This window comes from Streptomyces sp. P9-2 (genome assembly GCF_051903975.1).
Taxonomy (GTDB): domain Bacteria; phylum Actinomycetota; class Actinomycetes; order Streptomycetales; family Streptomycetaceae; genus Streptomyces; species Streptomyces cellulosae.
Map to the genome: position 1 here is coordinate 4,274,838 of NZ_CP192633.1, position 25,166 is coordinate 4,300,003.

Sequence of the window (25,166 nt, forward strand, 5' to 3'; positions counted from 1 at the left end):
GAGGGCCGGAGGGGCTGCGGTCGGTCGGCCCCCTAGGGCGAGTGCTCCGCCAGGCGGTCCAGAAACGCGGTCTGTGCCGACACGATCACCTCGCGGGCCCGGTCCAGGGGGAACCACGCGACCCGGTCCAGCTCCGGGAACTCCTGGGTACGCCCGGACCTGGGCGGCCACTCCATGGTGAACGTGCCGGGTACGACGGACGCCGGGTCCAGGTCGGCCTCCACCGCCCACGCGGTGACCACCTTGCCGCCCGACTGGCGGACCTCCCCGAGCGGCACCGCCTCACCCTCCGGCGGGGGCAGCCCCAGCTCCTCCTCGAACTCGCGGCGCGCCGCGTCCCAGGCGGGCTCGGCGGGGTCGTACTCGCCCTTCGGCACCGTCCACGCCCCCGCGTCCCGGCGCGCGAAGAACGGGCCGCCCATGTGGCCGAGCAGCACCTCGACGCCCTCATCGGTGCGCCGGAACAGCAGCAGGCCCGCGCTGCGGGACGCCGTCACGGCCGTACCTCCGGGTGGGCGGCGAGCACCGTCTCGACCGTGTCCGCCTCCTCCGGGCGCTTGTCCTCGCGGTAGCGGACGACCCGGGCGAAGCGCAGGGTGACGCCGGCCGGGTAGCGGCTGGAGCGCTGGAGGCCGTCGTAGGCGATCTCCACGACGAGTTCGGGGCGCACGGTCACCGTGTAGCCGCTCTCGTCGACGGTGATCTCCCGCAGCCGCTTCGTCTGCCACTCCAGCATCGCGTCGGTCATGCCCTTGAAGGTCTTGCCGAGCATCGCGAACCCGCCGTCGGCGGTGCGGGCGCCCAGGTGCAGGTTGGACAGCTTGCCGGTGCGCCGGCCGTGCCCCCACTCGGCGGCCAGCACCACCAGGTCCAGCGTGTGCACCGGCTTGACCTTCAGCCAGGACGCGCCGCGCCGTCCCGCGCTGTACGGGGCCTCCAGGCCCTTCACCACGACGCCTTCGTGGCCGCGTTCCAGCGTCTCGGTGAGGAACCGTTCCGCCGCCTCCAGGTCGCCGGGGCCGTTCACCACCGTGCGCCGTACCCGCATCGGCTCGGGCACCAGCCGGGCCAGCTCGGCGTGCCGCTCGGCGAACGGCAGGTCCAGCAGGTCCCGGCCGTCCACCGACAGCGCGTCGAAGAACACGGGGGAGACCGGCGTCTCCCGGGCCGCCGTCGCCACGTCCACCCGGGACCCGACCCGTCCGGCCGTCTCCTGGAAGGACCTCGGGCGACCCGTGTCGTCGAAGGAGATCACCTCGCCGTCGAGGACGAACCGCTCCACGTCCAGCGCGCGCGCCGCCTCGGTCACCTCGGGCAACCGGTCCGTGATGTCGTCCAGGGTGCGGGTGTGCACCCGCACGGTGCCGCCGTCGCGGTGCACCTGGACGCGGATGCCGTCGAGCTTCTCCTCGACCGCGCAGACGCCCAGTTTCTCCACCGCCTCCGCGACCGAGGAGGCGCTGTGCGCCAGCATCGGCTGCACCGGACGCCCGACCGTCAGCCGGAACCGCCCCAGCGCCTCCGGACCCTCCGCCAGCAGCGCCCCGGCGACCGGCTGCAACGACCCGGCGAGCATCACCGCCCGCCGTACGTCCGCCGAGGCCGCGCCGGTCGCCCGGGCCAGCCCCTCCACGGCCACCGCGTCCAGGGCGCCCTGGCGCACCTCGCCGGTCAGGAGCCCCCGCAGGAACCGCTGCTCCGCCTCGGTGGACGCGCCCAGCAGCTCGCCGACCAGCCGGGCCCGCTCGGCCTGCGAGCCCGGCCCCGACACCTTCGCCAGCCGCGTGAGCAGCGCGTCCACCTCACGCACGGTCAGGGCCGGCTCGTCGGCGGGCGGGACCGGGTTGCCGAGCACCTTCCAGCCGACCCCGATCCGTCCCTGCGGCAGCCGGCCCGCCAGATACGGGATGACGACCGGGACGTCGTCCGGCTCGGCCTCCCGGAACAGCTCGGCGAGCAGCGCGGTCTTCCGCGACCGCGCCGAGGTGGCGGCCACCTCCTGCGACACCTGGGCCAGCCGGGACAGCAACATGCAGTCAGAGTGCTACGAAGGCGGGCTTTCCACACCTCCGGATTCTTCCGGACCGGCCCTGCTCCGGGCGGCCGGGCGGTGGACCGTTCGGTCAGCCGCCGAGCCGATCGGCGTTGCTCCGGGGCGCCGGGTGCCGGACCGGCCGGTCAGCCGTCCAGCGCCGCGTCCAGGTCCGCCATCCGCAGGTCCCCGACGATCGCCGTCGCCGCGCGGTAACCGCCGCTCGCCGCGTGCACCACCTGCTCGCTGAACCCGATCGCGTTGCCCGCCGCCCACACGCCCGGCACGCTGGTCAGCCCGTTCCCGTCGACCACCGGGTACGTCCCGAACGGGGTCCGGTCCATCTCCGCGCCCAGCCGCTCCAGCAGCCCCGTCCGCGGCACCGGACGCGGCGCGGCGAACACCACCGACCGGGAGTGCACGGTCCCGTCGGCCATCCGTACGCCCGTCAGCCGGTCGTCCTCGACCACCAGACCGGCGACCTCGCCCGGCACCACGTCCACGCCCGCCGCGGCCAGCCGGCGCAGGTCCAGGTCGGCCAGCTCCTCCTCGGCCACCCGGTGCAGGAAGAACCTGACGTCCTTCGACCACCGGGACACCATCAGCGCCTGGTGCACGCCCGCCGCGCTCGACGCCAGCACCCCGAAGGGCTCGTCGCGCACCTCCCAGCCGTGGCAGAACGGGCAGTGCAGCACGTCCCGCCCGAACCGCTCGGCGACCCCGGGCACGTCCGGCATCTCGTCCTTCAGCCCCGTCGCCACGACGATCCGCCGGGCGCGCGCCCTGCCGCCCCGCTCCAGCGTCACCGTGAAGTCCCCGCCCCGGGCCACGTCCGTCACCCGGTCCCGGACCAGCTCCACGCCGTAGCGCGCGACCTCCTCCCGGCCGGTCGCCAGGAACTCCGCCGGCGGCATGCCGTCCCGGCTCAGATAGCCCTGCATGTGCGCCGACGGGGCGTTGCGCGGCTCGCCCGCGTCGACCACCAGCGTGCGGTGCCGGGCCCGCCCCAGCACCAGCGCGGCGGACAGCCCCGCGGCGCCACCGCCCACCACGACCACGTCGTAACGGCTGTCGCTCGGCTCGTTCAGGTCCTGCTCGGTCATCGTGACCACCTCCACCGACGACGGTCGCTCCGAACCCGGCGAATTGACAAACAAGTTTGCCGAACCTGCAATGTCCGCATGGTGACGGACGACGTTCTCGCGGAAGTGGGCCCCCGGCTGCGCCGGATCAGGAAGGAGCGGGAGGTGACACTCGCGGCGCTGGCGGAGGCGACCGGCATCTCCGTGTCCACCCTGTCCCGGCTGGAGTCCGGGCAGCGCAAACCCGGCCTCGACCTGCTGCTGCCCATCGCGCAGGCCCACCAGGTGTCGCTGGACGAGCTGGTCGGCGCGCCCCCGGTGGGCGATCCGCGGGTGCGCTCCCGGCCGATCGTGCACGGCGGCCGCACCCACTGGCCGCTCACCCGGCAGCCCGGCGGGCTCCAGGCGTACAAGGTGCTCGAGCCGAAGCGGAAGCTGGAGCCGGAACCGCGCACGCACGAGGGCTACGAGTGGCTGTACGTGCTCTCCGGGAAGCTGCGGCTGGTACTGGGCGACCATGACGTGGTGCTGGCGGCGGGGGAGGCGGCCGAGTTCGACACCCGCGTGCCGCACTGGTTCGGGTCGACGGGGGAGGGGCCGGTGGAGTTCCTCAGCCTCTTCGGGCCGCAGGGGGAGCGGATGCATGTGCGGGCGCGGCCGAAGAGGGGGTGAGGTGCGGTCCGGGACACGGGACGGTTCCTGGACGGTTCCCTTGAGGCAAGCGACCGCTTAGTATGCGGGGACCCGGTCAGCGAAGACGACGTTCACCGTCCCGTGGAGGCCCCGCATGCAGGCATGGCAAGTGCACGAACTCGGCGAGCCGCGCGAGGTGATGCGCCTCGCGGACGTCGGACGGCCGACCCCCGGCGAGGGGCAGGTGCTGCTCCGGGTGCGCGCCGCCAACATCAACTTCCCGGACGCCCTGATGTGCCGGGGCCAGTACCAGGTGCGGCCGCCGCTGCCGTTCACGCCGGGCGTGGAGATCTGCGGGGAGACCGAGGACGGCCGCCGCGTCATCGCCAACCCGGCCCTGCCGTACGGCGGTTTCGCCGAGTACGCCCTCGCGGACGCCGCGGCTCTGCTGCCCGCCCCGGACGCGCTGGACGACGCCGAGGCCGCCGCCCTGCACATCGGCTACCAGACCGCCTGGTTCGCCCTGCACCGTCGAGCCCGCCTCGAGGCCGGTGAGACGCTGCTCGTGCACGCCGCCGCGGGCGGGGTGGGCAGCGCCGCCGTGCAGCTCGGCAAGGCGGCCGGCGCCACCGTCATCGGCGTGGCCGGCGGCGCCGACAAGGCCGCCGTGGCCCGCGAACTGGGCTGCGACGTGGTGATCGACCGCCGCGAGCAGGACGTCGTCGCCGCCGTCAAGGAGGCCACCGGCGGACGCGGCGCCGACGTGATCTTCGATCCGGTCGGCGGCGAGGCGTACACCCAGTCCGCCAAGACCGTCGCCTTCGAGGGCCGCATCGTGATCGTCGGCTTCGCCAGCGGGACCATCCCGAACCCCGGCCTCAACCACGCCCTGATCAAGAACTACGCCATCCTCGGCCTGCACTGGGGCCTGTACAACACGAAGAACCCCAAGCTGGTCCAGCACTGCCACGAGCAGCTCACCGAGCTGGCCGCCCGGGGCGCGATCAAGCCGCTGGTGAGCGAGCGCGTCCCGCTCGCCGGGGCCGCCGACGCCGTGCAGCGGGTCGCCGACGGCGTCACCACCGGCCGCGTCACCGTGCTGCCGTCGCTGGAGAACGGAGCCGCAGCATGACCGACGCGGACGAACTGCGCCGCCTCACCCGGGAGTTCCTGGCGGCGCATCCGCCCGCCGGGACGGAGCGCCTGGACTTCCTGCGCGCCCGCTTCGACGCCGGACTCGCCTGGGTGCACTTCCCCGAAGGGCTCGGCGGGCTCGGCCTGCCGCGCTCCCTCCAGGCCGTCGTCGACGCCGAGCTGGAGGCCGCCGGCGCCCCCGACAACGACCCGCGCCGCATCGGCATCGGTCTGGGCATGGCCGCTCCGACGATCCTCCAGTACGGCACCGACGAGCAGAGGGCGCGCTTCCTGCGGCCGCTGTGGACCGGGGAGGAGGTCTGGTGCCAGCTCTTCAGCGAGCCCGGCGCCGGCTCCGACCTGGCCGCGCTCGGCACGCGCGCGGTGCGTGAGGGCGACGACTGGGTGGTCAACGGGCAGAAGGTGTGGACGTCCAGCGCCCACCTCGCCCGCTGGGCCATCCTCATCGCCCGCACCGACCCGGACGTGCCCAAGCACCGGGGCATCACGTACTTCGTGTGCGACATGACCGACCCCGGCGTCGAGGTGCGGCCGCTGCGCCAGATCACCGGCGAGGCCGAGTTCAACGAGGTGTTCCTCACCGACGTCCGCATCCCGGACGACCGCCGCCTGGGCGAGGTCGGCGACGGCTGGCGGGTCGCCCAGACCACCCTCAACAACGAGCGCGTCGCCATCGGCGGCATGCGGCTGCCCCGCGAGGGCGGCATGATCGGCCCGGTCGCGAGGACGTGGCGCGAACGCCCCGAACTGCGCACCCACGACCTGCACCAGCGGCTGCTGAAGCTGTGGGTCGAGGCGGAGGTCGCCCGGCTCACCGGCGAACGCCTCCGCCAGCAGCTCGTCGCCGGACAGCCCGGTCCGGAGGGCGCCGGCATGAAGCTCGCCTTCGCCCGCCTCAACCAGGAGATCAGCGGCCTGGAGGTGGAACTGCGCGGCGAGGAGGGGCTGTTGTACGACGACTGGACCATGCGCCGCCCCGAACTGGTCGACTTCACCGGCCGCGACGCCGGCTACCGCTATCTGCGCTCCAAGGGCAACAGCATCGAGGGCGGGACCAGCGAGGTCCTGCTGAACATCGTCGCCGAGCGCGTCCTGGGCCTGCCGGCCGAGCCGCGCACCGACAAGGACGTCGCCTGGAAGGACCTCGCCCGATGAGCGATCTTCTGTACTCGGAGGAGGAAGAGGCGCTCCGCGCCGCCGTCCGGGACCTGCTCACCGACCACTGCGACACGACGTCCGTGCTCGCCCGCGCCGAGTCGGACGCCCCGCACGACCCGGCCCTGTGGAAGACCCTCGCCGACGGCATGGGCCTCGCCGGGCTGCTGGTCCCCGAGGACCGGGGCGGCCAGGGCGCGACCCACCGCGAAGCAGCGGTCGTGCTGGAGGAGTTGGGGCGCGCGGTCGCTCCCGTGCCGTACCTGACGAGCGCCGTCGTCGCGACCGAGGCGCTGTTGGCCTGCGCGGACGGCGGGGACCTGCTCGAGGGCCTGGCGTCCGGACGCGTGATCGGCGCGCTCGCCGTGGGCCTGCACACCGCACCCGGCGCCGCGTACGCCGCCGTTCGCGCGGACGGCGGCTCCTTGCACGGTGAGCTGACGGGCATCGCGGACGCCGCCGTCGCCGACGTGCTGCTCGTCCCGGCGGACGACGGAGGGCTGTACGCGGTGGCGGCCGACGCGGTCACCGTCACCCCGCAGACGTCCCTCGACCTGACCCGCCCCCTCGCCCGCGTCACCCTCGACGCCGCCCCGGGCCGCCGCGTCGGCGACGCGGAGCCCGCCGTGCGCCGCGCCTTGCGCGCGGGGGCGGGACTGCTCGCCTCGGAACAACTCGGCGTCGCCGAGTGGGCGTTGACCGAAACCGTGCGGTACCTGAAGGACCGCAAGCAGTTCAACCGGCCCGTCGGCGGCTTCCAGGCGCTCAAGCACCGGCTCGCCCAGCTGTGGCTGGAGACCGTCAGCCTGCGCGCCGCCGCGAGGGCCGCAGCCGACGCCCTCGCGACCGGCGAGGACACGGACGTGTCGGTCGCCGTGGCGCAGGCCTACGCGGCGCCCGTCGCCGTCCGCGCCGCCGAGGAGGCCCTGCAACTGCACGGCGGCATCGGCATGACCTGGGAACACCCGGTGCAGCTGCGCCTCAAGCGTGCCAAGGCCGACTCCATCGCCTACGGCACGGCGGGCGCCCACCGGGAGGCGCTGGCGGAACTGGTGGATCTGCGCGCGCCCTGACGGGATGTCGCACCGGCGGCCCGTCCTCCCCGTCCGGGGCGGGCGGGCCGCTCGCACGTGGGTGAACGGACGACGGCGAACCGGCCAACTCCTCGCACGCCTCTGCTCCTTGCGTGCCACGGGACCCCATACTCGCGGGGACCCCGTACGGCACTTCAGGGAGGCAGAGCATGGCCCTCACCACCCGTCGCGGAGCCCTCACCGCCCTCGGCGTCGCCCTCGCGAGCCCTCTCGCCCTCCCCGCGACGCGGGCCCTCGCCGGCCAACACCCGCCCCGCCCGCGCCCGCTGTGGCGCGCGCACGCCCACAACGACTACGAGCACCCCCGCCCCCTGTTCGACGCCCTCGACCACCGCTTCGGCAGCGTCGAGGCGGACATCTACCTCGTCGGCGGACAACTGCTGGTCGCCCACGACCCCGAGGACCTCGACCCCGCCCGCACCCTGGAGTCGCTGTACCTGGACCCGCTCGCCGCCCGCGTCCGCGCCAACCACGGCACGGTCCACCGCGGCGACCGCGGCTCGCTCCAGCTGCTGATCGACCTCAAGACGGAGGGCGCGTCGACGTACGCGGAACTCGACCGCCGACTGCGCCGCTACAAGGGCCTGTTCACGACGTACGCCCACGGCAGGGTGCACCCCGGGCCGGTCACCGCGGTCATCTCGGGAGACCGCGCCGCCCGCGCGCCCATGGAGGCGCAGCGGGTCCGGCACGCCTTCTACGACGGCCGGCTCACCGACCTCGGCGGCCCGGCCCCGGCCTCGTTCGCGCCGCTCATCAGCGACAACTGGTCGCTGAACTTCACCTGGCAGGGCGTCGGCGCGTTCCCCGAGGCGGAACGCCGGAAACTGCGCACACTGGTGGGCGCGGCCCACGCCCGCGGTCAGCGGGTGCGGTTCTGGGCCACCCCGGACGTGCCAGGGCCCGCGCGGGACGCGCTGTGGACCGAACTGGTCGCGGCGGACGTCGACCACCTCAACACCGACGACCTCGCGGGCCTGGAGGCGTTCCTCGACGCCCACCGGAAGGTGTGACACCACACGTTCGGAGGACAGGTCAGCCGCCCGGACGAACCCTCCGCTACGCCACACTTGCGGCCGAACGCCGCGAAACAGGTGTGGCGGAGGAGGTTGACGATGGCCATTTCCATCTCTGTGGTGCTGCTGCTCTCGATCCTGGCGGTGATCTTCCTGCGCAACGGCGGGCTGAAGATCTCCCACGCCCTGGTCTGCCTGCTGCTGGGCTTCTACCTGGCCAGCACGAGCATCGCCCCCACGATCCACAGCGGCCTGACGGCGACGGCGGACATCGTCAGCAGCCTGCGGCCGTGAGGGCGGTGCCCTCACGGCCGGGGCGAGCTCGCGTGAGCCGGCTGAGGAGTTGCTCGGTTCCACCCACCGAGCCGCTGCCGCGGTGTGATGATCGAATCCGTGATCGGCGAGAAGCCGGGACCGGCGCCCCGGCCGGTGCCGGTCACGACGCGGCCGCGGCCTTCGAACGAGTTGCCCATGGTGAAGCAGGTCGCCGAGGGTGTACTGATCCACCGAAGTGAATCGCTCCAGAACAACACCGTTGTCGTGCACGGCGGGGACGGCGTGCTCCTCGTGGACGCCGGGATCACCGGCCCCGAGACGACCTGCCTGGCGAACGACCTCCGTGAGCTGGGCCGGCCCGTGGTGGCGGGCTTCTCGACGCATCCCGACTGGGACCATGTGCTCTGGCACGCCGAACTCGGCGACGCGCCTCGTTACGGAACGGCCCGCTGCGCGGCCGTCCTGCGGGACCTGCTGTCGAAACCCGACTGGCGGGCAGGCGTTTCCGAGGGGCTGCCGCCGGAGATCGCCGAGGACACACCGCTGGCCCTGTACGGCCTCGTCACCGGTCTGCCGGCCGGCACCGCCAGGCTCCCTTGGGACGGCCCCGAGGGGCGGATCATCGAGCACACGGCGCACGCCCCTGGCCACGCGGCGCTGTGGATCGAGGAACGCCGGGTTCTCGTCGCCGGCGACATGCTCTCCGACGTCTTCGTACCCATGCTCGACGACACCGGCAGTCCGATCGAGGACTACCTCGCGGGGCTGCGAGTGCTCGAAAGCGTGGCGGAAGACGCCGACGTCCTCGTCCCCGGACACGGATCCGTCGCCCGGGGCGAGGAGATACGCGCGAGGATCGAACTGGACCGCGCGTACGTGGAGGACCTGCGTGACGCCCGGGAGTGCGGCGACCCACGGGTCGTCACGCCCGAGCCAGGCTGGGAGTGGGCGAGCGGCATTCACGAAGGGCAGGCCCGCAGATTCGCCCGGCGGGACTCCTGAGGGTTGCCCACAGGCGACCCCGCCTGCCTCAGCCCCGTTCCGCCACCGCCGCCGGGTCGTCCAGGACGCCCCGGACCACCGAGTGGGCCGCGCCGAGGAGCGGGCCCTGCGGGCCCAGTGTGGAGACCGAGACCGGGCAGGGCGGGCCCGCCGTGCGGCGGGCCAGTTCCGAGCGGAGTGAGGGCAGCAGCCAGGGGGAGAGTCCCGACAGCGCGCCGCCCAGGACCACGTTCTCGGGGTCCAGGAGGTTGACCGCGCCGGTCAGGGCGATGCCCAGTGCCGTGCCCGCGTCGTGCAGGGCGCGTCGTACCGCGGCGTCGCCCTGTTCGGCGCGGCCCGCGAGCAGGCCCACCCGGTCCTCGCCGGGTTCGAGGCCGGCCGCGCGCAGCACCGCCTCCTCGCCCGCGTACTGCTCCAGGCAGCCCCGGCCGCCGCAGGCGCACGACGGGCCGTCGGGCCACACCGGGACGTGACCCAGCTCGCCCGCGAAGCCCCGGTTGCCGTGCAGCACGCGCCCGTCGACGACGACCGCCGCGCCGATGCCGATCTCGGCCGAGACGTGCAGGAAGTCGCGCGGGGTGTCCTCGCCGAGCCACAGTTCGGCCAGCGCGCCGAAGTTGGCCTCGTTGGCCACCGTCAGCGGCAGCTTCTCGGGGAGCAGCGGGGCGAGGTCCGTGTCGAGCCAGCCGAGGTTCGGGGCGCGGACGACGGTGCGGGCGTCGCGGGCCACCAGGCCGGGGACGGCGACCGCGAGTCCGGCCGGCCACAGCCCCTCGCCGTCCGCCTCGGCCACGACCCGGTGGATCAGTTCGGTGAGTTCGCCGAGCACGGGCTCGGGGGAGCGGTCCCGGTTCGCCACCTGCCGCACCGCCCGCGCCCGCACCTCCCCGCGCAGATCGACCGCGCACACCGCGAGATGGTCGACGCCCACCTCCGCGCCGATCCCGGCCGGACCCCGCCCGCTGACCGCGAGGGCGGAACCGGGCCGGCCGACCCGCCCGGGCCGCTCCGGACCCAGCTCCTCCAGCAGCCCCGTACGGATGAGTTCGTCGACCAGCGTGGACACCGCCGCGCGGGTCAGCCCGATGCGGGAGGCGACGGCGGCCCGGGACAGCGGCCCCTCGTCCCGGACGGTGTGCATCACCCGCGACAGGTTGCGGCGGCGCATGCCCTGCTGGGTGTCGGGCAGGGCACGGCCCTGACCTGCCGGGCGGGCCTTGTGCAGCGGTGCGCTCATTCCTCCGTCAATCCTCGGTTCGGTGCCGTCCGCACCCGGCGGACGTCCACGGCGGCCGCCACGGGGCCGCCGTGGGGCGACGCCCGCCGGGGCGTCGTCAGCCGTTGCCCGGGGCGCGCTCCAGCAGCGGGGCCGCGTCGGAGAGTACCCCGGCCAGCCGGGACAGGGTCTCCTCGTCCCGCTCCACCGCGTCCAGCACCGGCCCCTCCGCCGTGCCCCAGCGCCGGGCCACCGCGGCCGGGTCCTCCCCGGTCAGCAGGCCGGCCGCCTGGGCCGCCGCGCCGAGCGCGACCAGCTCCTTCGCCTCCGGCACCTGCACAGGCCGCCCGGACAGCCGCCGTACCGTCTGCTGCCAGGCCGTGCCGCGCGCCCCGCCGCCGATCAGCAGCAGCGGCGTCGACGGGTCGGCGTCCTCGTCGAGGACCAGGTCGAGCGCGGCCAGCAGGGAGTACACGGCGCCGTCGTAGGCGGCCTGGAGCAGCTGGCCGCCCGTGGTGTCGTGCCGCAGACCGTGCAACAGGCCGGAGGAGTGGGGGAGGTTGGGGGTGCGCTCGCCGTCCAGGAAGGGCAGCAGCGTGACGCCCCGGCCCGGCTCGACGGCCTCGCGGTCCAGGCCGAGCAGGGCGGCGACCCGGTCCACGGCGAGCGTGCAGTTGAGGGTGCAGGCCAGCGGCAGCCAGTCGCCGCGCGCGTCGGCGAAGCCGGCCACGGTGCCGGTCGGGTCCGCGGGCCGGTGCTCCGACACCGCGTACACGGTGCCCGAGGTGCCGAGACTCATCACCGGCGTGCCGGGGCGCACCCCGAGCCCCAGCGCGGCGGCGGCGTTGTCGCCCGTGCCGCACGCCACCAGTGTCCCCTTGGAGAACGGCAGGTCGTGCCCGTCGCGCACGGTGCCGGCCACCTCGCCCGGCCGCACCACACGCGGCAGCAGCGCCGGGTCGAGACCGACGTGCGCCAGGATCTCCTCGTCGTACGTCTCCGTCGCGGACGCCCACCAGCCGGTGCCCGAGGCGTCGCCGCGGTCGGTGGTGCCCTGGCCGGTGAGCCGCTCGGTCAGGTAGTCGTGGGGGAGCCGCACCGCCTTCGTGGCGCGCACCGCGTCCGGCTCGTTCTCCGCGAGCCAGGCCCACTTGGTGACCGTGAAGGACGCGGTGGGCAGGCTGCCGGTCCGCTCGGCCCACGCCTTCGCGCCGCCCAGCTCCTCCACGAGCCGGCTCGCCTGCGGGGCGGACCGCACGTCGTTCCACAGCAGCGCCGGGCGGACCGGCTCGCCGTGCTCGTCCAGCGTGACCAGACCGTGCTGCTGGCCGCCGATCGACACGGCCGCGGCCTCGTGCGCCGCCTCGCCGCACTGCCGCAGCGCCTCGGTCAGCGCGTCCCACCACTGACGCGGGTCGCTCTCCCGGCCCGCGCTCGAGGTCACCGTGTGCGGCGCCTGGCCGCTCGCGACGACCCTGCCGGTCGCCACGTCGACGACCAGGGCCTTGGTGGACTGGGTGGATGTGTCCACGCCGACGACGAGCGGACCCTCGGCTGCTGACATCGGTCTCTCCCTCTTCCGCGCACCGGCGGGGTGTGTCTCTTCCCAGAAATGTTCCTGCATACTAATTTGTAAACCGCCATGACGAAATAGTCTCAGCGAGCAAGGAGCCGCGGCATGAGCTACCAGCCCACCCCCGAGGACAAGTTCACGTTCGGCCTGTGGACCGTCGGCTGGCAGGGACGGGACCCCTTCGGCGACGCCACCCGCGGCGCCCCCGACCCGGTCGAGTCCGTCCGCCGCCTCGCCGAGCTCGGCGCGCACGGCGTGACGTTCCACGACGACGACCTCATCCCCTTCGGCTCGAGCGACAGCGAGCGCGCCGAGCACATCAAGCGGTTCCGCCAGGCGCTGGACGAGACCGGCATGAAGGTCCCGATGGCGACCACCAACCTGTTCACCCACCCGGTGTTCAAGGACGGCGGCTTCACCGCGAACGACCGTGACGTGCGGCGTTACGCCCTGCGCAAGACCATCCGCAACATCGACCTCGCGGTCGAGCTCGGCGCCCAGACCTACGTCGCCTGGGGCGGCCGCGAGGGCGCCGAGTCCGGCGCCGCCAAGGACGTCCGGGTCGCGCTGGACCGCATGAAGGAGGCCTTCGACCTCCTCGGCGAGTACGTCACCTCCCAGGGCTACGACATCCGCTTCGCCATCGAGCCCAAGCCGAACGAGCCCCGCGGCGACATCCTCCTGCCGACCATCGGCCACGCCCTCGCCTTCATCGAGCGCCTCGAGCGCCCGGAGCTGTACGGCGTCAACCCGGAGGTCGGCCACGAGCAGATGGCCGGGCTCAACTTCCCGCACGGCATCGCCCAGGCGCTGTGGGCGGGCAAGCTGTTCCACATCGACCTCAACGGCCAGTCCGGCATCAAGTACGACCAGGACCTCCGCTTCGGCGCGGGCGACCTGCGCGCCGCGTTCTGGCTGGTCGACCTGCTGGAGTCGGCGGGCTACGAGGGCCCGCGCCACTTCGACTTCAAGCCGCCGCGGACCGAGGACTTCGACGGCGTGTGGGCCTCCGCGGCCGGCTGCATGCGGAACTACCTGATCCTCAAGGAGCGCGCGGCCGCCTTCCGCGCGGACCCGGAGGTGCAGGAGGCGCTGCGCGCGGCCCGCCTGGACGAGCTCGCCCAGCCGACGGCGGGCGACGGCCTCCAGTCCCTGCTGGCCGACCGCTCGGCCTTCGAGGACTTCGACCCGGACGCGGCGGCGGCCCGGGGCATGGCCTTCGAGCGGCTGGACCAGCTGGCGATGGACCACTTGCTGGGGGCGAGGGGCTGACCCCCTCGGGGCCCGCTCTTCTGCGGGCGGGCCCCGGCTGTCGTCGCGGCTCCGCGGCGGGATGGGGGCCGGGCGCGCAGTTCCCCGCGCCCCTGTGGGGCGCGTTCGCCGTTGCACGCTCAGGGGCGCGGTGCTGAGTCCCTTGGGCGGTTCCGGGCGGGTGGTCGTGCCGTCCGCGGCGGGGTGGGGGTTTGGCGCGCAGTTCCTCGTGTCCTTTTGGGGGCGTGCTCGTCGCGGCACGCTCAGGGGCGCGGGGAACTGCGCGAGCGGCCCATAACGACCCGCACCCGACCCGGGGCATAAACACCCCCGCGCGCCTGATGTGCGCCCCCGCGTGCCACGACTGGCGGGCGGCTTCACCGCCGTCTTCTCGCGCGGCCGCGCCCCCGCGGCGACGATGTGTTCATGGCCACGCCACCCGAACCGCCCCAGCAGCCGCCCGGCCCGCCTCCCTACGGCGACGAGTCCTCGTCCCGTCCGCCCGACGGCGGAGGCGGTCCCGGACGGCGCCGCCTGGTGATCCTGGTGCTCGCGGTCATCGTGGCGGCCCTGGTCGTCACCATCGCCGTGCTCGTCACGTCGGACGAGGACGGTCCCGACACGGAGCCCGCCGAGACCGCCACCGGCGGCCCCTCGCTGGACCTTCCGTCGGAGTTCCCGACCGGGCTGCTGCCCTCGGACTTCCCCACGGAACTGCCCTCGGGCTTCCCGACCGCGCTGCCCAGCGACTTCCCGAGCGGTCTGCCCACCGCGCTGCCCAGCGGGCTGGAGTCGCTGTTGCCGGGGCTGGAGGGCGTGGACGCCTCCTGAGGCCCGAAGGCGTCCCGTGGGTACCCCTGCGCTGTGAGGTGGGTCACCATGGTGAGGGAGGAGGTCGTGCGCCGCCCGAGACCTTAGGGGGCGTATCTCAGGGACGTCTCAGGGTGGCGGCCTGGAACCGCCGCAGACGCGGACCCGTTTTCACGTCAGAGAGCGGCAGTGGCCGCGAAGGAGGCGACGCAGATGTCGAAGAACGCGAAGATCGCCGCAGGGGGTGTGGCGGTCGGGCTCATCCTGTTGATATGGCTGCCCTGGTGGGCCGCGCTCCTGATCATCCTGGGAGTCCCGGCAGCCGCCTACCTCGCCCTGGACCCGTCCCAGAGGCGACGCCTGCGCCGGGCCACCCGCAAGGAGCTGGGCCGCTGAGGAGGAGTACGGGCTGGCCCGCCCCGAGGAAGGGGCGAGCGCCCGAGGCACCGGACGTCCGAGGCGCGGGCGGCACCGCGCGTCCCGCCGTGCGCCGAGGACACACCGGCTCGGAAGGGCCGTAGCGGGGCGCACACCGCGCCCGGGCGGTCGTACAGCCGACCGAGCTGGGCCCGAAGGGGAGGGCGTCCTGCCCCATCCCGCGCCTCACAGCGGCCGTACGGCCATCTCGTCCAGCCCCTTCAGCAGCCCCGGCAGTTCCGGCCCCCTCCCCACCGGAAGCACCTCGCCGGGTTCGTCGTCGAGCAGGACGAAGGCGATGTCGTCGGTCCGCGCCACCAGCGACCACCCGGGCCCGTCCGCGCGCAGCGTCCGCGCACCGCCCGGTGCGAAGGACGACCGAACCCGCCCCAGCGGCGGCGGCGAGTCGATGTAGGCGCGCGCCTCGGCCAGCACCCGGCGGATCCCGCTGTGCCCGCCCGCCGGGGCAGCCCCGCCCTCGCCGTCACCCTTGTCGGCCGCCGACGCCGCGGAGTCCGGCGCAGGGAACGCCGAGTCGTCCACCTGCTCCCGCCAGGTAGCCCACTGCAAGGCGATTTCATCGGCCCCCAGCCGCCGCTGGGCCGGCCCCCACACCTCCGCGTCCGGCGGCGTCAGCGGCGGCATGTCCGCCACGTCGGGGGAGGGGTCGTGCGGCGCGGGCACGTTCGGCGCGGCCACGGCCACCGCGAGGGGCCAGCCGGGCAGCGCGGCGACGACCGTGCGCTCGTCCGGCGACAGGTCGTGCTCCATGCCGCAGTCCCAGGACGCGATCGCGACCGCGACCAGCGAGACGTCGTCGACGACCACGGTCCACCGGGCGCCTTCCCCGTCCTGGCCGAGCACCAGCCCGTAGCCGTCGGCCACAGGCGGAAGGCCGAGCGCCGCGCACGCCTCGGGGTAGTCGTCGCCCAGCACGCTGGGGAACTTCGCGGGCGTCAGCAGCGCCGCCGTCAGCACATAGAGCGCGTCGTCGTCGGCGGCGACGGCTTCCTGGTCCGTCCCGGCCATCCCAGCCTCCCCATCGGTTCGTCCGTCGGCGCGCACCATATGCCGACCCCGCGCCCGTTGTCACGACCCCGCACCCGCGCCCGGAGCTGCAGGTTTCCGGTCGGACGGGGCGAATCGACCCTGTGCGCGGGCCTGTTCGCGGACCCTGCACGAGAGCCCCGCACACACCGGACCCGCCTCAGGCGTCCCGCACCGCCAGCGCCAGGAACCGCGTGTCCTCGTCGACGTACGACGTCATGCGCCAGCCCGCGGCCGTGAGCAGCGCCCGCAGGTTCGGCTCGGCGCGCAGGTCGTCGGGGGTGAGTTCGCGCCCCTGGCGTGCGGCGAGGGCGGCCCGTCCGATCGGGTGGAACAGGGCGAGCACCCCGCCCGGCCGCACCACGCGCCGGATCTCCCGCAGATCCTCGGCCGGGTGCGGCAGATGCGCGATCAGCCCGGCCGCGAACACCGCGTCCAGCGAGGACGACCGCAACGGCAGCGCCGCCACGTCCGTCAGCAGCAGCGTCCCGTCCCGGTCCCGGCCCGCCCGCGCGGCCTCCCGCAGCATCTCCGGCGTCAGATCCGCGCCCAGCACGACCCCGGACGGTCCCACCGCCGCGCGCAGCGCGGGCAGCGCCCGCCCCGTGCCGCAGCCCGCGTCCAGCACCCGGCCGCCCTCGCGCAGCCCGAGCTCGGCGACCGCGGCGGCGTAGGCGGGATCGTCGTCGGGGAAGCGGCGGTCCCAGCCGGCGGCGCGGGCGCCGAAGAACTCCTGCACATGTGTGTGGTCGTCGCTCATGCACCGCATGATCCCTCACCGGAACCGGCGACATCGTGTGCGCATGTTCGAGCGCGATGCGGTCGCACCACGCCACCGGTGCGCCAACTTTGCGCCGCTTTCGAAACGCGCCCCCTCCACGCGCCTGCGCCCCCTAGCGTCCCCGGGTCATGGGACATCTGGACCACGCCACCCTCGGGTGGCTCACGCCCGTGCTGTCGTACGCGATGGCCTGCACAGGCGCCGCCCTCGGGCTGCGCTGCACCGTCCGCGCGCTCGCCGCCACCGGCCGCGTGCGGCGCAACTGGCTGCTCACCGCCGCCTCCGCGATCGCCACCGGCATCTGGACCATGCACTTCACGGCCATGCTCGGCTTCGGCGTGAGCGGCACCGACATCCGCTACGACGTGCCGCTCACCCTGCTGAGCCTGGTGGTCGCCATGCTGTTCGTCTGCGCGGGCGTGTTCGCCGTCGGCCGTCACCCCGACCGGGTCCAGGCCCTGCTGCTCGGCGGGCTCACCACCGGGTTCGGCGTCGCCGGCATGCACTACCTGGGCATGGCGGCGGTCCGGCTGCACGGCGAGGTGAGCTACGACCCCGTGCGCGTCGCGCTGTCCGTCCTCATCGCCGTCGTCGCCGCCACGGCCGCGCTGTGGGCGGCCCTCGCCATCCACTCCCCGGCCGCCGTCACCGTCGCCAGCCTGATCATGGGCGCGGCCGTCAGCAGCATGCACTACACGGGCATGTACGCGGTCAGCGTGCGGGTCACGCCGTCCGGCGAGCCGCTGCCCGGGGCGAGCGCGATGTCGTTCGTCTTCCCGCTCGCCGTCGGCCTCGGCGCCTACCTCTTCATCACGTCCGCCTTCGTGGCGCTGTCCCCGGCGGCCGGGGAACGCCACACGTCCGCCTCCGCCCGGCGGCCGGCCGAGCGCCCTGCCCACTGACCGCCGCTGCCCGGCGGCCGGCGGAACGTCCCGCTCACTGACCGCCGCTGCCCGGCGGCCGGCGGAGCGTCCCGCCCACTGACCGCCGCTGCCCGGCGGCCGGCGGAGCGTCCCGCCCACTGACCGCCGCCGCCCGCACGCCCCTACGAGCGAGGAGTCCATGCGCACACCCCGGAGGACCCCGAGCGCCCGCGCCGAGGCGCCGTCCCCGCCGCCCGTCCGCGGCCGGCGCGCCCACGCCGGACCGCCCGCCGACGAGGGACCGATGCCTCCGGCGGGCCCGGGCGGTGCGGGCGTACCGCGTCTGCGCGGCCCGTCCGGTCCCCGGACCGTCCGCGCCAAGATCATCTGCCTGCTGATGGTGCCGGTCGTCTCCCTGCTCGCCCTGTGGGGGTACGCCACCGTCACCACCGCCCAGGACGTCTCCCGGCTGCGCCAGGTGCAGCGCGCCGACTCCGCCGTACGCACCCCGGTCGCCGAGGCGGTCACCGCTCTCCAGGCCGAACGGGCGGCCGCCGTGCGCCGCGCGTCCGACAAAGCGGCCGTGGGGGACGCCGAGTTCACCCGTCTGGCGCAGGTCACCGACGGGGCCGTGGCCCGGCTGCGGCTCGGCGACGACCGCACCGTCGCCGACGGGCAGGCGCTGCCCCACGCGGTTGCCGAGCGGCTCGACGCCTTCGTCACCGCCGCCGAACGGCTGCGCCCCCTGCGCGACGAGGTCCGCGAAGGCCGTGCGGGCTGGGCCCGCACGTACGAGCGGTACACCGCCGCCATCGACGGCGCCTTCCGCGTGGGCGGCGCCCTCACCGGCGTCCAGGACGCCGAACTCGGCGCCGACGCGCGCGTACTGCTCGAGTTCTCCCGCGCGGGAGAGGCCCTCGCCCAGGAGGACGCGATCCTCGCCGCGGCCCGGCTGCACGGCAGCCTCGGCGGCGACCGCCTGCGCCTGTTCACCGGCGCGGTCGAACTGCGCCGCACCCTCACCGTCTCCGCCGCGCCCGACCTGCCCGGAGCGGCCCGCACCGCGTGGACCACCGTCGCCGACAGCCGCCCCTACGCCGTCCTGTACACGGCGGAGGACAAGATCCTCGACGCCGACCCAGGGGCACGGGCCGCGGAAGCCGTCCCCCGCGCCACCTGGGACGCCGCCCACGCGCGCGTGAGGGACGAACTGCGCACCGTGGAACGGCTCGCGGCGGCGTCGGTCGCCGGACGCGCCGACCCCGTGGAGCGGGGTCTGTTCGGACCGGCCGGGGCCGCTGTGCTGTTCGGCCTCCTCGCCGCCGCGGCCTCGCTCGTGATCTCGGTGCGTATCGGACGCGGTCTGGTGATCGAACTGGTCGCCCTGCGCGACGACGCCCTCGACATCGCCCACCGCAAACTCCCCGAGGCCATGCGGAAACTACGCGGAGGCGGGGAGATCGACATCCGGGCGGAGGCCCCGCACGGACCGCCCGCCCAGGACGAGACCGGCCAGGTCGCCCAGGCCCTCGGCACCGTCCACCGGGCCGCCCTGCGCGCCGCCGTGGAACGCGCCGAACTGGCCGGCGGGATCAGCGGCGTCTTCGTCAACCTCGCCCGGCGCAGCCAGGTTCTGGTGCACCGTCAGCTCAGCCTGCTCGACAGCATGGAACGCCGTTCCGACGACCCGGACGAGCTGAGCGACCTCTTCCGCCTGGACCACCTCACCACCCGCATGCGCCGCCACGCGGAGAGCCTGATCATCCTCTCCGGCGCCGCCCCCGGCCGCGCCTGGCGCAAGCCCGTGCCACTGACCGACGTGGTGCGCGCGGCCGTCTCCGAGGTGGAGGACTACGCGCGCGTGGAGGTACGGCAGCTCGCCGAGACGTCGGTCGCGGGCGCGGCCGTCGCCGACCTCACCCACCTCCTCGCGGAGATCATCGAGAACGCGGCGCAGTTCTCCCCGCCCCACACCCGGGTGCGCGTCACGGGCGAACCCGTCGGCAACGGCTACGCCGTCGAGGTCGAGGACCGCGGCCTCGGCATGGGCAAGGACGCACTCGCCGAGGCCAACCGCCGCATCACCGAGTCCGAGGCGCTCGACCTGTTCGACAGCGACCGACTCGGCCTCTTCGTGGTGAGCCGGCTCGCCGCCCGCCACGCCGTCAAGGTGCACCTCAAGACCTCGCCGTACGGCGGCACCACCGCGGTCGTCCTGCTCCCCACCGCGCTGCTCGACGAGCGCGCCGAGCAGGAACGTCCCGGCACGCCGGCCGAGGCACCCGCCGCGGACGGCCGGGAGGCGCGCGAACCCGCCCGCGCCCCGCACCCCGGTCCTGTCCAGGTGCCGCGGCAGCCTCGCGCGGTCGCCGCCGCCGACACCCGGCGCGCCCTGGTGGCCCCCGTCGCCGACCTGCCACCCGAACCCGGACCCGCGCCGGGACCGAGCTCCGGGCCGGGACCGCGATCGGGGCCGGGACCGCAATCCGAGCCGGGGCCCCGGTCCGCGCCTGGACCGCGATCCGGGCCCGAGCCGCGACGCGCGCCGGACGCCGTGGCGCCTCCGGCATCACACGCCGTACCGCACCGGGAACCCCGGTCCGAGCCGCGCGCAGCGCCGCATCCGGCACCCCGCCCCGTACCGCACGTCGTTTCACGCACCGGCACGGGCACCGGCGCCGACGTAGATGTAGACGCGGGCGCCGACCCCCGGAGTCCCCAGGGAGCCGCCACCTTGCGCCTGCACCGCACGGAGGAGCCCACCGGCTCCGACGACCTGCCCCGCCGGGTACGCCAGGCCAGCCTGGCGCCCCAGCTCCGCGACGGCCGGCCGGACACACCGCGGCCCGCACGGGGCGAGACCCGGGACGACGACCGCACCCCCGAACTCGTACGGGACCGCATGGCGGCCTACCGCGACGGCTGGACGCGCGGCGGCGGCCGGCCGCCCGGCGCCGCCCGCGGCACGGCGAGGCCCAGCACCGAAGGAGACCCCGCATGATCCAGGAACCGCGCACCGGTACGGGCCGGCGCTCCGGCGAACTCGACTGGCTGCTCGACGACCTGGTGCTCCGCGTCACCGACGTACGGCACGCCGTGGTGCTGTCCGGCGACGGACTCGCCATGGGCGCCTCAGGCGGCCTCGGCCGCGAGGACGCCGAGCACCTCGCCGCCGTCGCCTCCGGGTTCCACAGCCTCGCCAAGGGAGCGGGGCGGCACTTCGGGGCCGGGGGCGTACGCCAGACCATGGTCGAGATGGACGACGGCTTCCTGTTCGTGGCCTCCGCGGGGGAGGGTTCCTGCCTCGCGGTGCTCACCTCCGTCACCGCCGACATCGGCCTCGTGGCCTACGAGATGGCACGGCTCGTCCGGCGCGTGGGCGAGCACCTGGACACCGCGCCGCGCGTCGCCGCACGGCCGCCGGCCGGATGAGACGGGAAAGCGGTCCGAGCAGATGACCGACGACACGACCGGCGCCCCGCGCGAGCCGGGCAGCCAGTGGTACGACCACGAGGCCGGCCCCCTGGTCCGGCCCTACGCCGTGACCGGCGGACGCACCGCACCCGGCCCCTCCGGTGTGCGCTTCGACCTGATCGCCCTGGTCAGCCTGGACCCCGCCGCGCCCGCCGGTGACGACCCCGCGCTCGGACCCGAGCACCGCGCGCTGATCGACCTCTGCCGCCCGGAGACCCAGTCCGTCGCCGAACTCGCGGCAGGCGCCGACCTGCCCGTCGGCGTCGTCCGGGTGCTCCTCGGCGACCTGCTGGAACGCGGCTGGGTCACCGTCAGCCGGCCCGTGCCGCCCGCCCAGTTGCCCGACGAACGGGTGCTCCGCGAGGTGATCGCGGGGCTGCGGGCGCTGTAGCGCGCCGGTGCCGTGACCCGGCTCCGAGCCGCACTCACGACTCTGACGAAAGAGCGTCTGGAACACCCTCACGAAAAGAGCGAACGATGGTCCCCGAACACCCCGACGCCCCCGCCGGCGAGACGACGGCTCTGGCGCTGAAGATCCTGGTCGCCGGCGGTTTCGGCGTGGGGAAGACCACGCTGGTGGGCGCGGTCAGCGAGATCCGGCCGCTGCGCACCGAGGAGATGCTCAGCGAGGCCGGGCGGACGGTGGACGACACCGACGGCGTCGACCACAAGGTCACCACGACCGTCGCCATGGATTTCGGCCGCATCACCATCCGCTCCGGGCTCTCCCTGTACCTCTTCGGCACCCCGGGCCAGGACCGCTTCTGGTTCCTGTGGGACGAACTGGCGCAGGGCGCGCTCGGCGCGGTCGTGCTGGCGGACACCCGGCGGCTGGAGGACTGCTTCCCGGCGGTCGACTACTTCGAGCACCGGAAGATCCCGTTCGTCGTCGCCGTCAACTGCTTCGCGGGCGCCCGGCAGCACGACGCGCGCGACGTGTGCCGCGCGCTCGACCTCGACCCTGGGACGCCCGTGGTGCTGTGCGACGCCCGAGAGCGCGACTCGGGCAAGGAGGTGCTCATCCGGCTCGTCGAGTACGCCGGGAGGATGCACACCGCCCGGCTGCTCGACTCGGTGGGATGAGCGCGGCGGGGTCCGTCCGTCGCGCCTTGTCCGGCTCCCAGCCGGGTGTCAGTCCGCCACGCCCTTTTCGGCCAGCACCTTGTCGATCCGCACACGGACCAGCAGCTCGCCCGGCATGCCGTTACGGGCGCCGAACTCCTCCGCGCGGTCCTCGCCCAGTACCGCCCGCCGATCCGGGCGGCCCAGTGCCGCAGCTCCCCGGGCTCCTCCGAGAGACGCGCCCGGCCTTCCAGGTCACGTACGCGAAGGGCGGCCGGTCGTCGTCCACGCGGAGGGTGATCCGCCCGTCACGGGCCAGGTTGCGCCCCTTCACGGTCGCCGCGCCGGTGTCGAACACCACGTAGTCCCCGTCGAGCACGAACCAGACCGGCGCCGGATGCGACGCCCGTCGGCCCGGACGGTGGCCAGTTTCCCGGTGGGGGTGCCGTGCGGGACGAAACGCCCGCCACTCTTCCTCGGTCATCTTCTGTCCCATGGCTCTCATATTCCTTGCCCGCCGCCCGGTCGTGGGGAAGGCTGGCGCAGAGACCCTCCCGACCGGAGGGGACGACACACGGGGTACACGGGGACAACAGGGGGAGACATACGACATGGGGCAGAACCAGGGACTCGACTGGCTGCTGGACGACCTGACCCAGCGCGTCGAACACGTACGGCACGCGCTGATCCTCTCGAACGACGGCCTGGTGACGGGGGCGAGCACGGGCCTGCGCCGCGAGGACGCCGAGCACCTGGCCGCCGTCTCGTCCGGGCTGCACAGCCTCGCCAAGGGTTCGGGGCGGCACTTCGGCGCGGGCGGGGTGCGCCAGACGATGGTGGAGTTCGACGAGGCGGTCCTCTTCGTGACCGCCGCCGGCTCCGGTAGCTGTCTGTGCGTCCTCAGCGGCGCCGAGGCCGACATCGGGCACATCGCCTACGAGATGACGCTGCTCGTCAACCGGGTCGGCGAGCATCTGGATGTCGACACCCGCCGCCGGCCGGATCCGGGTATGGGTGTTTGACCTGCGGATTCGCCGTGCGGGTGGAGGGTGTGGCGGAAGTTGTCCACAGGCTGAACACGGAGTGTGACGGAGCGGCTACCGTTTTTCCCGGAGCGGGCGCAACCGGCGCCGGCCCACCGGACCCACGGGGGAGACGAGCATGTCCCGGCAGACGACGACCGCCACCACGACGCAGCGCACGGTCACCGTTTTCGACACGGGTGCCCACCGCCCGGTCGTGGCGAAGGACGACACCTGGATCACCACCGGCCGCGCGGCCCGCGAACTCGGACTGCGGCGTACCGAGTTCGACCTGGCCGTGCGACTCGGCCGCATCCGCACGGAGCCCGGCAGGACGGCGGGGGAGCGGCGGATCGCGAGGGCCGAGATCGAACGGCTGCGCGCCGGACCGGACTTCCCCGAGGCGCTGCGCCGCAGCGTGCACGCCGTGGGGACCGCGGAGGGCTCCGCCCTGCTGGGGGTGGCGAAGACCCGCTTCACGAGGCTGGCGAGGCTGGGTCTGGTCGTTCCGGTGGCGTTCCACCTCAACCGCTACCGCGCCGTGGTCTGGCTCTATCTCGCCGACGAGCTGAGGCTGTTCGGCGACGACGAGAAGAACGCGGCGCTGCTGACCGGGCGCATGTCCGAAGGGCTGCGCGGCCTGCTGGACTCCGGGATCGACCTGCGGCCCCGCAACTGGCGCAGCAGACACCTGGGTTTCCTGCTCCGGGAGGCCGAGGAACCCTGGGCCCGCGCGGGTGCGGTCGCGTCGTTCCTCGACCCGCTGCATGTGGCGCAGGTGGTGCGGGACCCCTACGAGCGGTCCCATGTCAACGGGTTCCGCCGCCGTCCGCCCGGGGGCGGGAACCCCGACTCGCCGGGGGCGCAGATCGCGGCGGACCTCATGACCGCGCGTGACCCGGACGAGATCGCCTGGCTACGGGCCGACCTGGCCCGGCTCGTGGACGAGGCCCGGGGCCACCGTCCGGCGCCCCGGCCGTCCACGTCCCGGCCGTCCACGTGCCGGCCGTTCTCGTCCCGGCCGTTCTCGTCCCGGCCGTTCTCGTCCCGGCCGTCCTCGTCCCGGCCGTCCACGTCCCGGCCGTTCCCCTCGCACCGGACGGCGTCCGCGGTCGAGCCACCCGCGTCCCGTCGGCCGGTGCTGGGAGCCCCGCCCGCACGGCCGGCCGCCCCGGCCCGCCCGGACACGCCGGCCGCCACGGATCGCGCCGGACGCCGGGGTCTGCTGGCGCGCTGGCGCCACCGAACCGTGCGGAGCGCGGGGCGTCCGTGAAGCGGGCGGGGCCTGATTGGTCACTTCGGGCAGGGCGGGACCGGTGCCCCCGCGCCGTGAAACCTACAGCGCCCGGAAGAGCCCTTCCTGCACGACCGAGACCAGCATGCGCCCCTCCCGGTCGTAGATCCGGCCGCGGGCCAGCCCGCGGCCGCCCGTGGCGATGGGCGACTCCTGGTCGTACAGGAACCACTCGTCCGCGCGGAACGGCCGGTGGAACCACATCGCGTGGTCCAGCGACGCCATGTCGAACCCGCGCGGACCCCACAGCGGCTCCACCGGGATCCGCACCGCGTCCAGCAGCGTCATGTCGCTGGCGTAGGTCAGCGCGCAGGTGTGCACCAGAGGGTCGTCCCCGAGCGGCCCGACCGCGCGCATCCACACCGCGCTGCGCGGCTCCGCGCCCTCGATCTCGTCCGGCTTCCAGCGCAGCCGGTCGACGTAGCGGATGTCGAAGGGCTGGCGGCGCGCCATCCGCTCCAACTGCTCCGGCAGCGCGCCCAGATGCTCCCGGATCTCGAACGCCACCGTCGGCAGCGACTCGGGGTCCGGGACCTCGCGGGCCGGCGGCAACTGGCGCTCGAAGCTCCCCTGTTCAGGCTTGTGGAAGGAGGCGGTTAGATTGAAGATCGTGCGGCCCTGCTGCACGGCGGCGACCCGGCGGGTCGTGAAGGACCTGCCGTCCCGCACGCGCTCCACCTGGTACACGATCGGCACCCCGGGCCGGCCCGGGCGCAGGAAGTACGCGTGCAGCGAGTGCACCGGGCGGTCACCGTCCGTGGTCCGGCCCGCGGCGACCAGCGCCTGGCCGGCGACCTGCCCGCCGAAGACCCGCTGCAGGGACTCCTGCGGGCTGCGGCCGCGGAAGATGTCGACCTCGATCTGCTCGAGGTCGAGCAGGTCGACGAGGCTCTCGGCCGGGTTCGTCATGG

At 74.5% G+C, this 25,166-nt stretch carries 25 protein-coding genes and 1 pseudogene; 17 read left to right on the forward strand and 9 right to left on the reverse strand.

Features of this window, described 5'->3' with window-relative positions; all coding sequences use genetic code 11:
- Positions 1 to 32: 32 nt before the first annotated feature.
- The 3 genes from ACQY0Z_RS19665 to ACQY0Z_RS19675 form a co-directional block, all read right to left on the reverse strand.
- Complete coding sequence (locus ACQY0Z_RS19665) at positions 33 to 497, reverse strand: NUDIX domain-containing protein (protein ID WP_381724867.1); 465 nt, start codon at positions 495 to 497, stop codon at positions 33 to 35.
- Positions 494 to 2,032, reverse strand: coding sequence for an ATP-dependent DNA ligase (locus ACQY0Z_RS19670; RefSeq protein WP_189904867.1), 1,539 nt, complete (start codon positions 2,030 to 2,032; stop codon positions 494 to 496). Before ACQY0Z_RS19670 ends, ACQY0Z_RS19665 begins: the two co-directional genes overlap by 4 nt.
- Positions 2,033 to 2,178: 146 nt before the next feature.
- Positions 2,179 to 3,135, reverse strand: coding sequence for an NAD(P)/FAD-dependent oxidoreductase (locus ACQY0Z_RS19675; RefSeq protein ID WP_189904865.1), 957 nt, complete (start codon positions 3,133 to 3,135; stop codon positions 2,179 to 2,181).
- A gap of 78 nt (positions 3,136 to 3,213) precedes the next feature.
- Between ACQY0Z_RS19675 and ACQY0Z_RS19680 the strand changes: the two genes are divergently transcribed.
- The 7 genes from ACQY0Z_RS19680 (at position 3,214) to ACQY0Z_RS19710 (ending at position 9,445) form a co-directional block, all read left to right on the forward strand.
- Entirely contained in the window at positions 3,214 to 3,786 is a 573-nt protein-coding gene (locus ACQY0Z_RS19680) for a helix-turn-helix domain-containing protein (RefSeq protein WP_019524714.1), read from the forward strand.
- Between the two features lie 115 nt (positions 3,787 to 3,901).
- The gene (locus tag ACQY0Z_RS19685; RefSeq protein WP_189904863.1) at positions 3,902 to 4,879 is read left to right on the forward strand and encodes an NADPH:quinone oxidoreductase family protein; all 978 of its coding nucleotides are present in this window, start codon (positions 3,902 to 3,904) and stop codon (positions 4,877 to 4,879) included.
- Positions 4,876 to 6,057, forward strand: coding sequence for an acyl-CoA dehydrogenase family protein (locus tag ACQY0Z_RS19690; RefSeq protein ID WP_439812582.1), 1,182 nt, complete (start codon positions 4,876 to 4,878; stop codon positions 6,055 to 6,057). The genes ACQY0Z_RS19685 and ACQY0Z_RS19690 overlap by 4 nt, the downstream gene beginning before the upstream one ends.
- Positions 6,054 to 7,130 (forward strand): acyl-CoA dehydrogenase family protein, encoded by a 1,077-nt coding sequence (locus tag ACQY0Z_RS19695; RefSeq protein WP_254585168.1) that lies wholly within the window; start codon positions 6,054 to 6,056, stop codon positions 7,128 to 7,130. The genes ACQY0Z_RS19690 and ACQY0Z_RS19695 overlap by 4 nt, the downstream gene beginning before the upstream one ends.
- A gap of 170 nt (positions 7,131 to 7,300) precedes the next feature.
- Positions 7,301 to 8,164, forward strand: coding sequence for a phosphatidylinositol-specific phospholipase C/glycerophosphodiester phosphodiesterase family protein (locus tag ACQY0Z_RS19700; protein ID WP_189904858.1), 864 nt, complete (start codon positions 7,301 to 7,303; stop codon positions 8,162 to 8,164).
- A gap of 102 nt (positions 8,165 to 8,266) precedes the next feature.
- Positions 8,267 to 8,461 (forward strand): hypothetical protein, encoded by a 195-nt coding sequence (locus ACQY0Z_RS19705; protein WP_189904856.1) that lies wholly within the window; start codon positions 8,267 to 8,269, stop codon positions 8,459 to 8,461.
- Positions 8,462 to 8,638: 177 nt separating this feature from the next.
- Positions 8,639 to 9,445 carry an MBL fold metallo-hydrolase gene (locus ACQY0Z_RS19710; RefSeq protein WP_439812583.1) on the forward strand — a complete coding sequence of 269 codons (807 nt, stop codon included), beginning with the start codon at positions 8,639 to 8,641 and terminating at the stop codon, positions 9,443 to 9,445.
- Between the two features lie 28 nt (positions 9,446 to 9,473).
- On the opposite strand, the gene ACQY0Z_RS19715 is transcribed toward ACQY0Z_RS19710, so the two are convergent.
- Both ACQY0Z_RS19715 and xylB read right to left on the reverse strand, forming a co-directional pair.
- Complete coding sequence (locus ACQY0Z_RS19715; protein WP_189904854.1) at positions 9,474 to 10,682, reverse strand: ROK family transcriptional regulator; 1,209 nt, start codon at positions 10,680 to 10,682, stop codon at positions 9,474 to 9,476.
- Between the two features lie 97 nt (positions 10,683 to 10,779).
- Positions 10,780 to 12,225: a xylulokinase gene (gene xylB, locus ACQY0Z_RS19720; protein WP_439812584.1), complete on the reverse strand. Its 1,446-nt coding sequence runs from the start codon at positions 12,223 to 12,225 to the stop codon at positions 10,780 to 10,782.
- Between the two features lie 114 nt (positions 12,226 to 12,339).
- Between xylB and xylA the strand changes: the two genes are divergently transcribed.
- From xylA to ACQY0Z_RS19735, 3 genes are all read left to right on the forward strand, one after another.
- On the forward strand, positions 12,340 to 13,506 hold the full coding sequence (gene xylA, locus ACQY0Z_RS19725) for a xylose isomerase (RefSeq protein ID WP_439812585.1): 1,167 nt from the start codon (positions 12,340 to 12,342) through the stop codon (positions 13,504 to 13,506).
- 405 nt (positions 13,507 to 13,911) lie between these two features.
- Positions 13,912 to 14,316 carry a hypothetical protein gene (locus ACQY0Z_RS19730; protein ID WP_439812586.1) on the forward strand — a complete coding sequence of 135 codons (405 nt, stop codon included), beginning with the start codon at positions 13,912 to 13,914 and terminating at the stop codon, positions 14,314 to 14,316.
- Positions 14,317 to 14,508: 192 nt separating this feature from the next.
- Entirely contained in the window at positions 14,509 to 14,691 is a 183-nt protein-coding gene (locus tag ACQY0Z_RS19735) for a hypothetical protein (protein WP_037638333.1), read from the forward strand.
- A 207-nt stretch (positions 14,692 to 14,898) separates the two neighbouring features.
- Here the strand turns inward: ACQY0Z_RS19735 and ACQY0Z_RS19740 are convergent, their stop codons facing one another.
- Together ACQY0Z_RS19740 and ACQY0Z_RS19745 are read right to left on the reverse strand one after the other, a co-directional pair.
- On the reverse strand, positions 14,899 to 15,741 hold the full coding sequence (locus ACQY0Z_RS19740; RefSeq protein WP_189904848.1) for a hypothetical protein: 843 nt from the start codon (positions 15,739 to 15,741) through the stop codon (positions 14,899 to 14,901).
- A gap of 178 nt (positions 15,742 to 15,919) precedes the next feature.
- Positions 15,920 to 16,519: a class I SAM-dependent methyltransferase gene (locus tag ACQY0Z_RS19745; RefSeq protein ID WP_347225060.1), complete on the reverse strand. Its 600-nt coding sequence runs from the start codon at positions 16,517 to 16,519 to the stop codon at positions 15,920 to 15,922.
- Positions 16,520 to 16,668: 149 nt separating this feature from the next.
- Between ACQY0Z_RS19745 and ACQY0Z_RS19750 the strand changes: the two genes are divergently transcribed.
- The 5 genes from ACQY0Z_RS19750 (at position 16,669) to ACQY0Z_RS19770 (ending at position 21,960) form a co-directional block, all read left to right on the forward strand.
- Positions 16,669 to 17,442: an MHYT domain-containing protein gene (locus ACQY0Z_RS19750; protein ID WP_254585161.1), complete on the forward strand. Its 774-nt coding sequence runs from the start codon at positions 16,669 to 16,671 to the stop codon at positions 17,440 to 17,442.
- A 160-nt stretch (positions 17,443 to 17,602) separates the two neighbouring features.
- Positions 17,603 to 20,404, forward strand: coding sequence for a nitrate- and nitrite sensing domain-containing protein (locus ACQY0Z_RS19755; protein ID WP_439812587.1), 2,802 nt, complete (start codon positions 17,603 to 17,605; stop codon positions 20,402 to 20,404).
- A complete protein-coding gene (locus tag ACQY0Z_RS19760; RefSeq protein WP_254585159.1) occupies positions 20,401 to 20,835 on the forward strand; it encodes a roadblock/LC7 domain-containing protein in 435 nt (144 codons plus the stop codon). Before ACQY0Z_RS19755 ends, ACQY0Z_RS19760 begins: the two co-directional genes overlap by 4 nt.
- Positions 20,836 to 20,857: 22 nt before the next feature.
- Positions 20,858 to 21,268, forward strand: a complete 411-nt coding sequence (locus ACQY0Z_RS19765; protein WP_189904840.1) for a DUF742 domain-containing protein — start codon at positions 20,858 to 20,860, stop codon at positions 21,266 to 21,268.
- Between the two features lie 86 nt (positions 21,269 to 21,354).
- Positions 21,355 to 21,960 carry a GTP-binding protein gene (locus tag ACQY0Z_RS19770; RefSeq protein WP_254585158.1) on the forward strand — a complete coding sequence of 202 codons (606 nt, stop codon included), beginning with the start codon at positions 21,355 to 21,357 and terminating at the stop codon, positions 21,958 to 21,960.
- Between the two features lie 48 nt (positions 21,961 to 22,008).
- Here the strand turns inward: ACQY0Z_RS19770 and ACQY0Z_RS19775 are convergent.
- Positions 22,009 to 22,435 (reverse strand): annotated as a pseudogene (locus ACQY0Z_RS19775) (PPOX class F420-dependent oxidoreductase).
- Between the two features lie 115 nt (positions 22,436 to 22,550).
- Here ACQY0Z_RS19775 and ACQY0Z_RS19780 point away from each other — a divergent pair.
- Together ACQY0Z_RS19780 and ACQY0Z_RS19785 are read left to right on the forward strand one after the other, a co-directional pair.
- Positions 22,551 to 22,961: a roadblock/LC7 domain-containing protein gene (locus ACQY0Z_RS19780; protein WP_189904836.1), complete on the forward strand. Its 411-nt coding sequence runs from the start codon at positions 22,551 to 22,553 to the stop codon at positions 22,959 to 22,961.
- A 139-nt stretch (positions 22,962 to 23,100) separates the two neighbouring features.
- The gene (locus ACQY0Z_RS19785; protein WP_439812588.1) at positions 23,101 to 24,234 is read left to right on the forward strand and encodes a DUF6397 family protein; all 1,134 of its coding nucleotides are present in this window, start codon (positions 23,101 to 23,103) and stop codon (positions 24,232 to 24,234) included.
- 63 nt (positions 24,235 to 24,297) lie between these two features.
- Here ACQY0Z_RS19785 and ACQY0Z_RS19790 read toward each other — a convergent pair whose 3' ends face one another.
- Positions 24,298 to 25,164 (reverse strand): acyl-CoA thioesterase, encoded by an 867-nt coding sequence (locus tag ACQY0Z_RS19790; RefSeq protein ID WP_439812589.1) that lies wholly within the window; start codon positions 25,162 to 25,164, stop codon positions 24,298 to 24,300.
- Between the last annotated feature and the right edge of the window lie 2 nt (positions 25,165 to 25,166).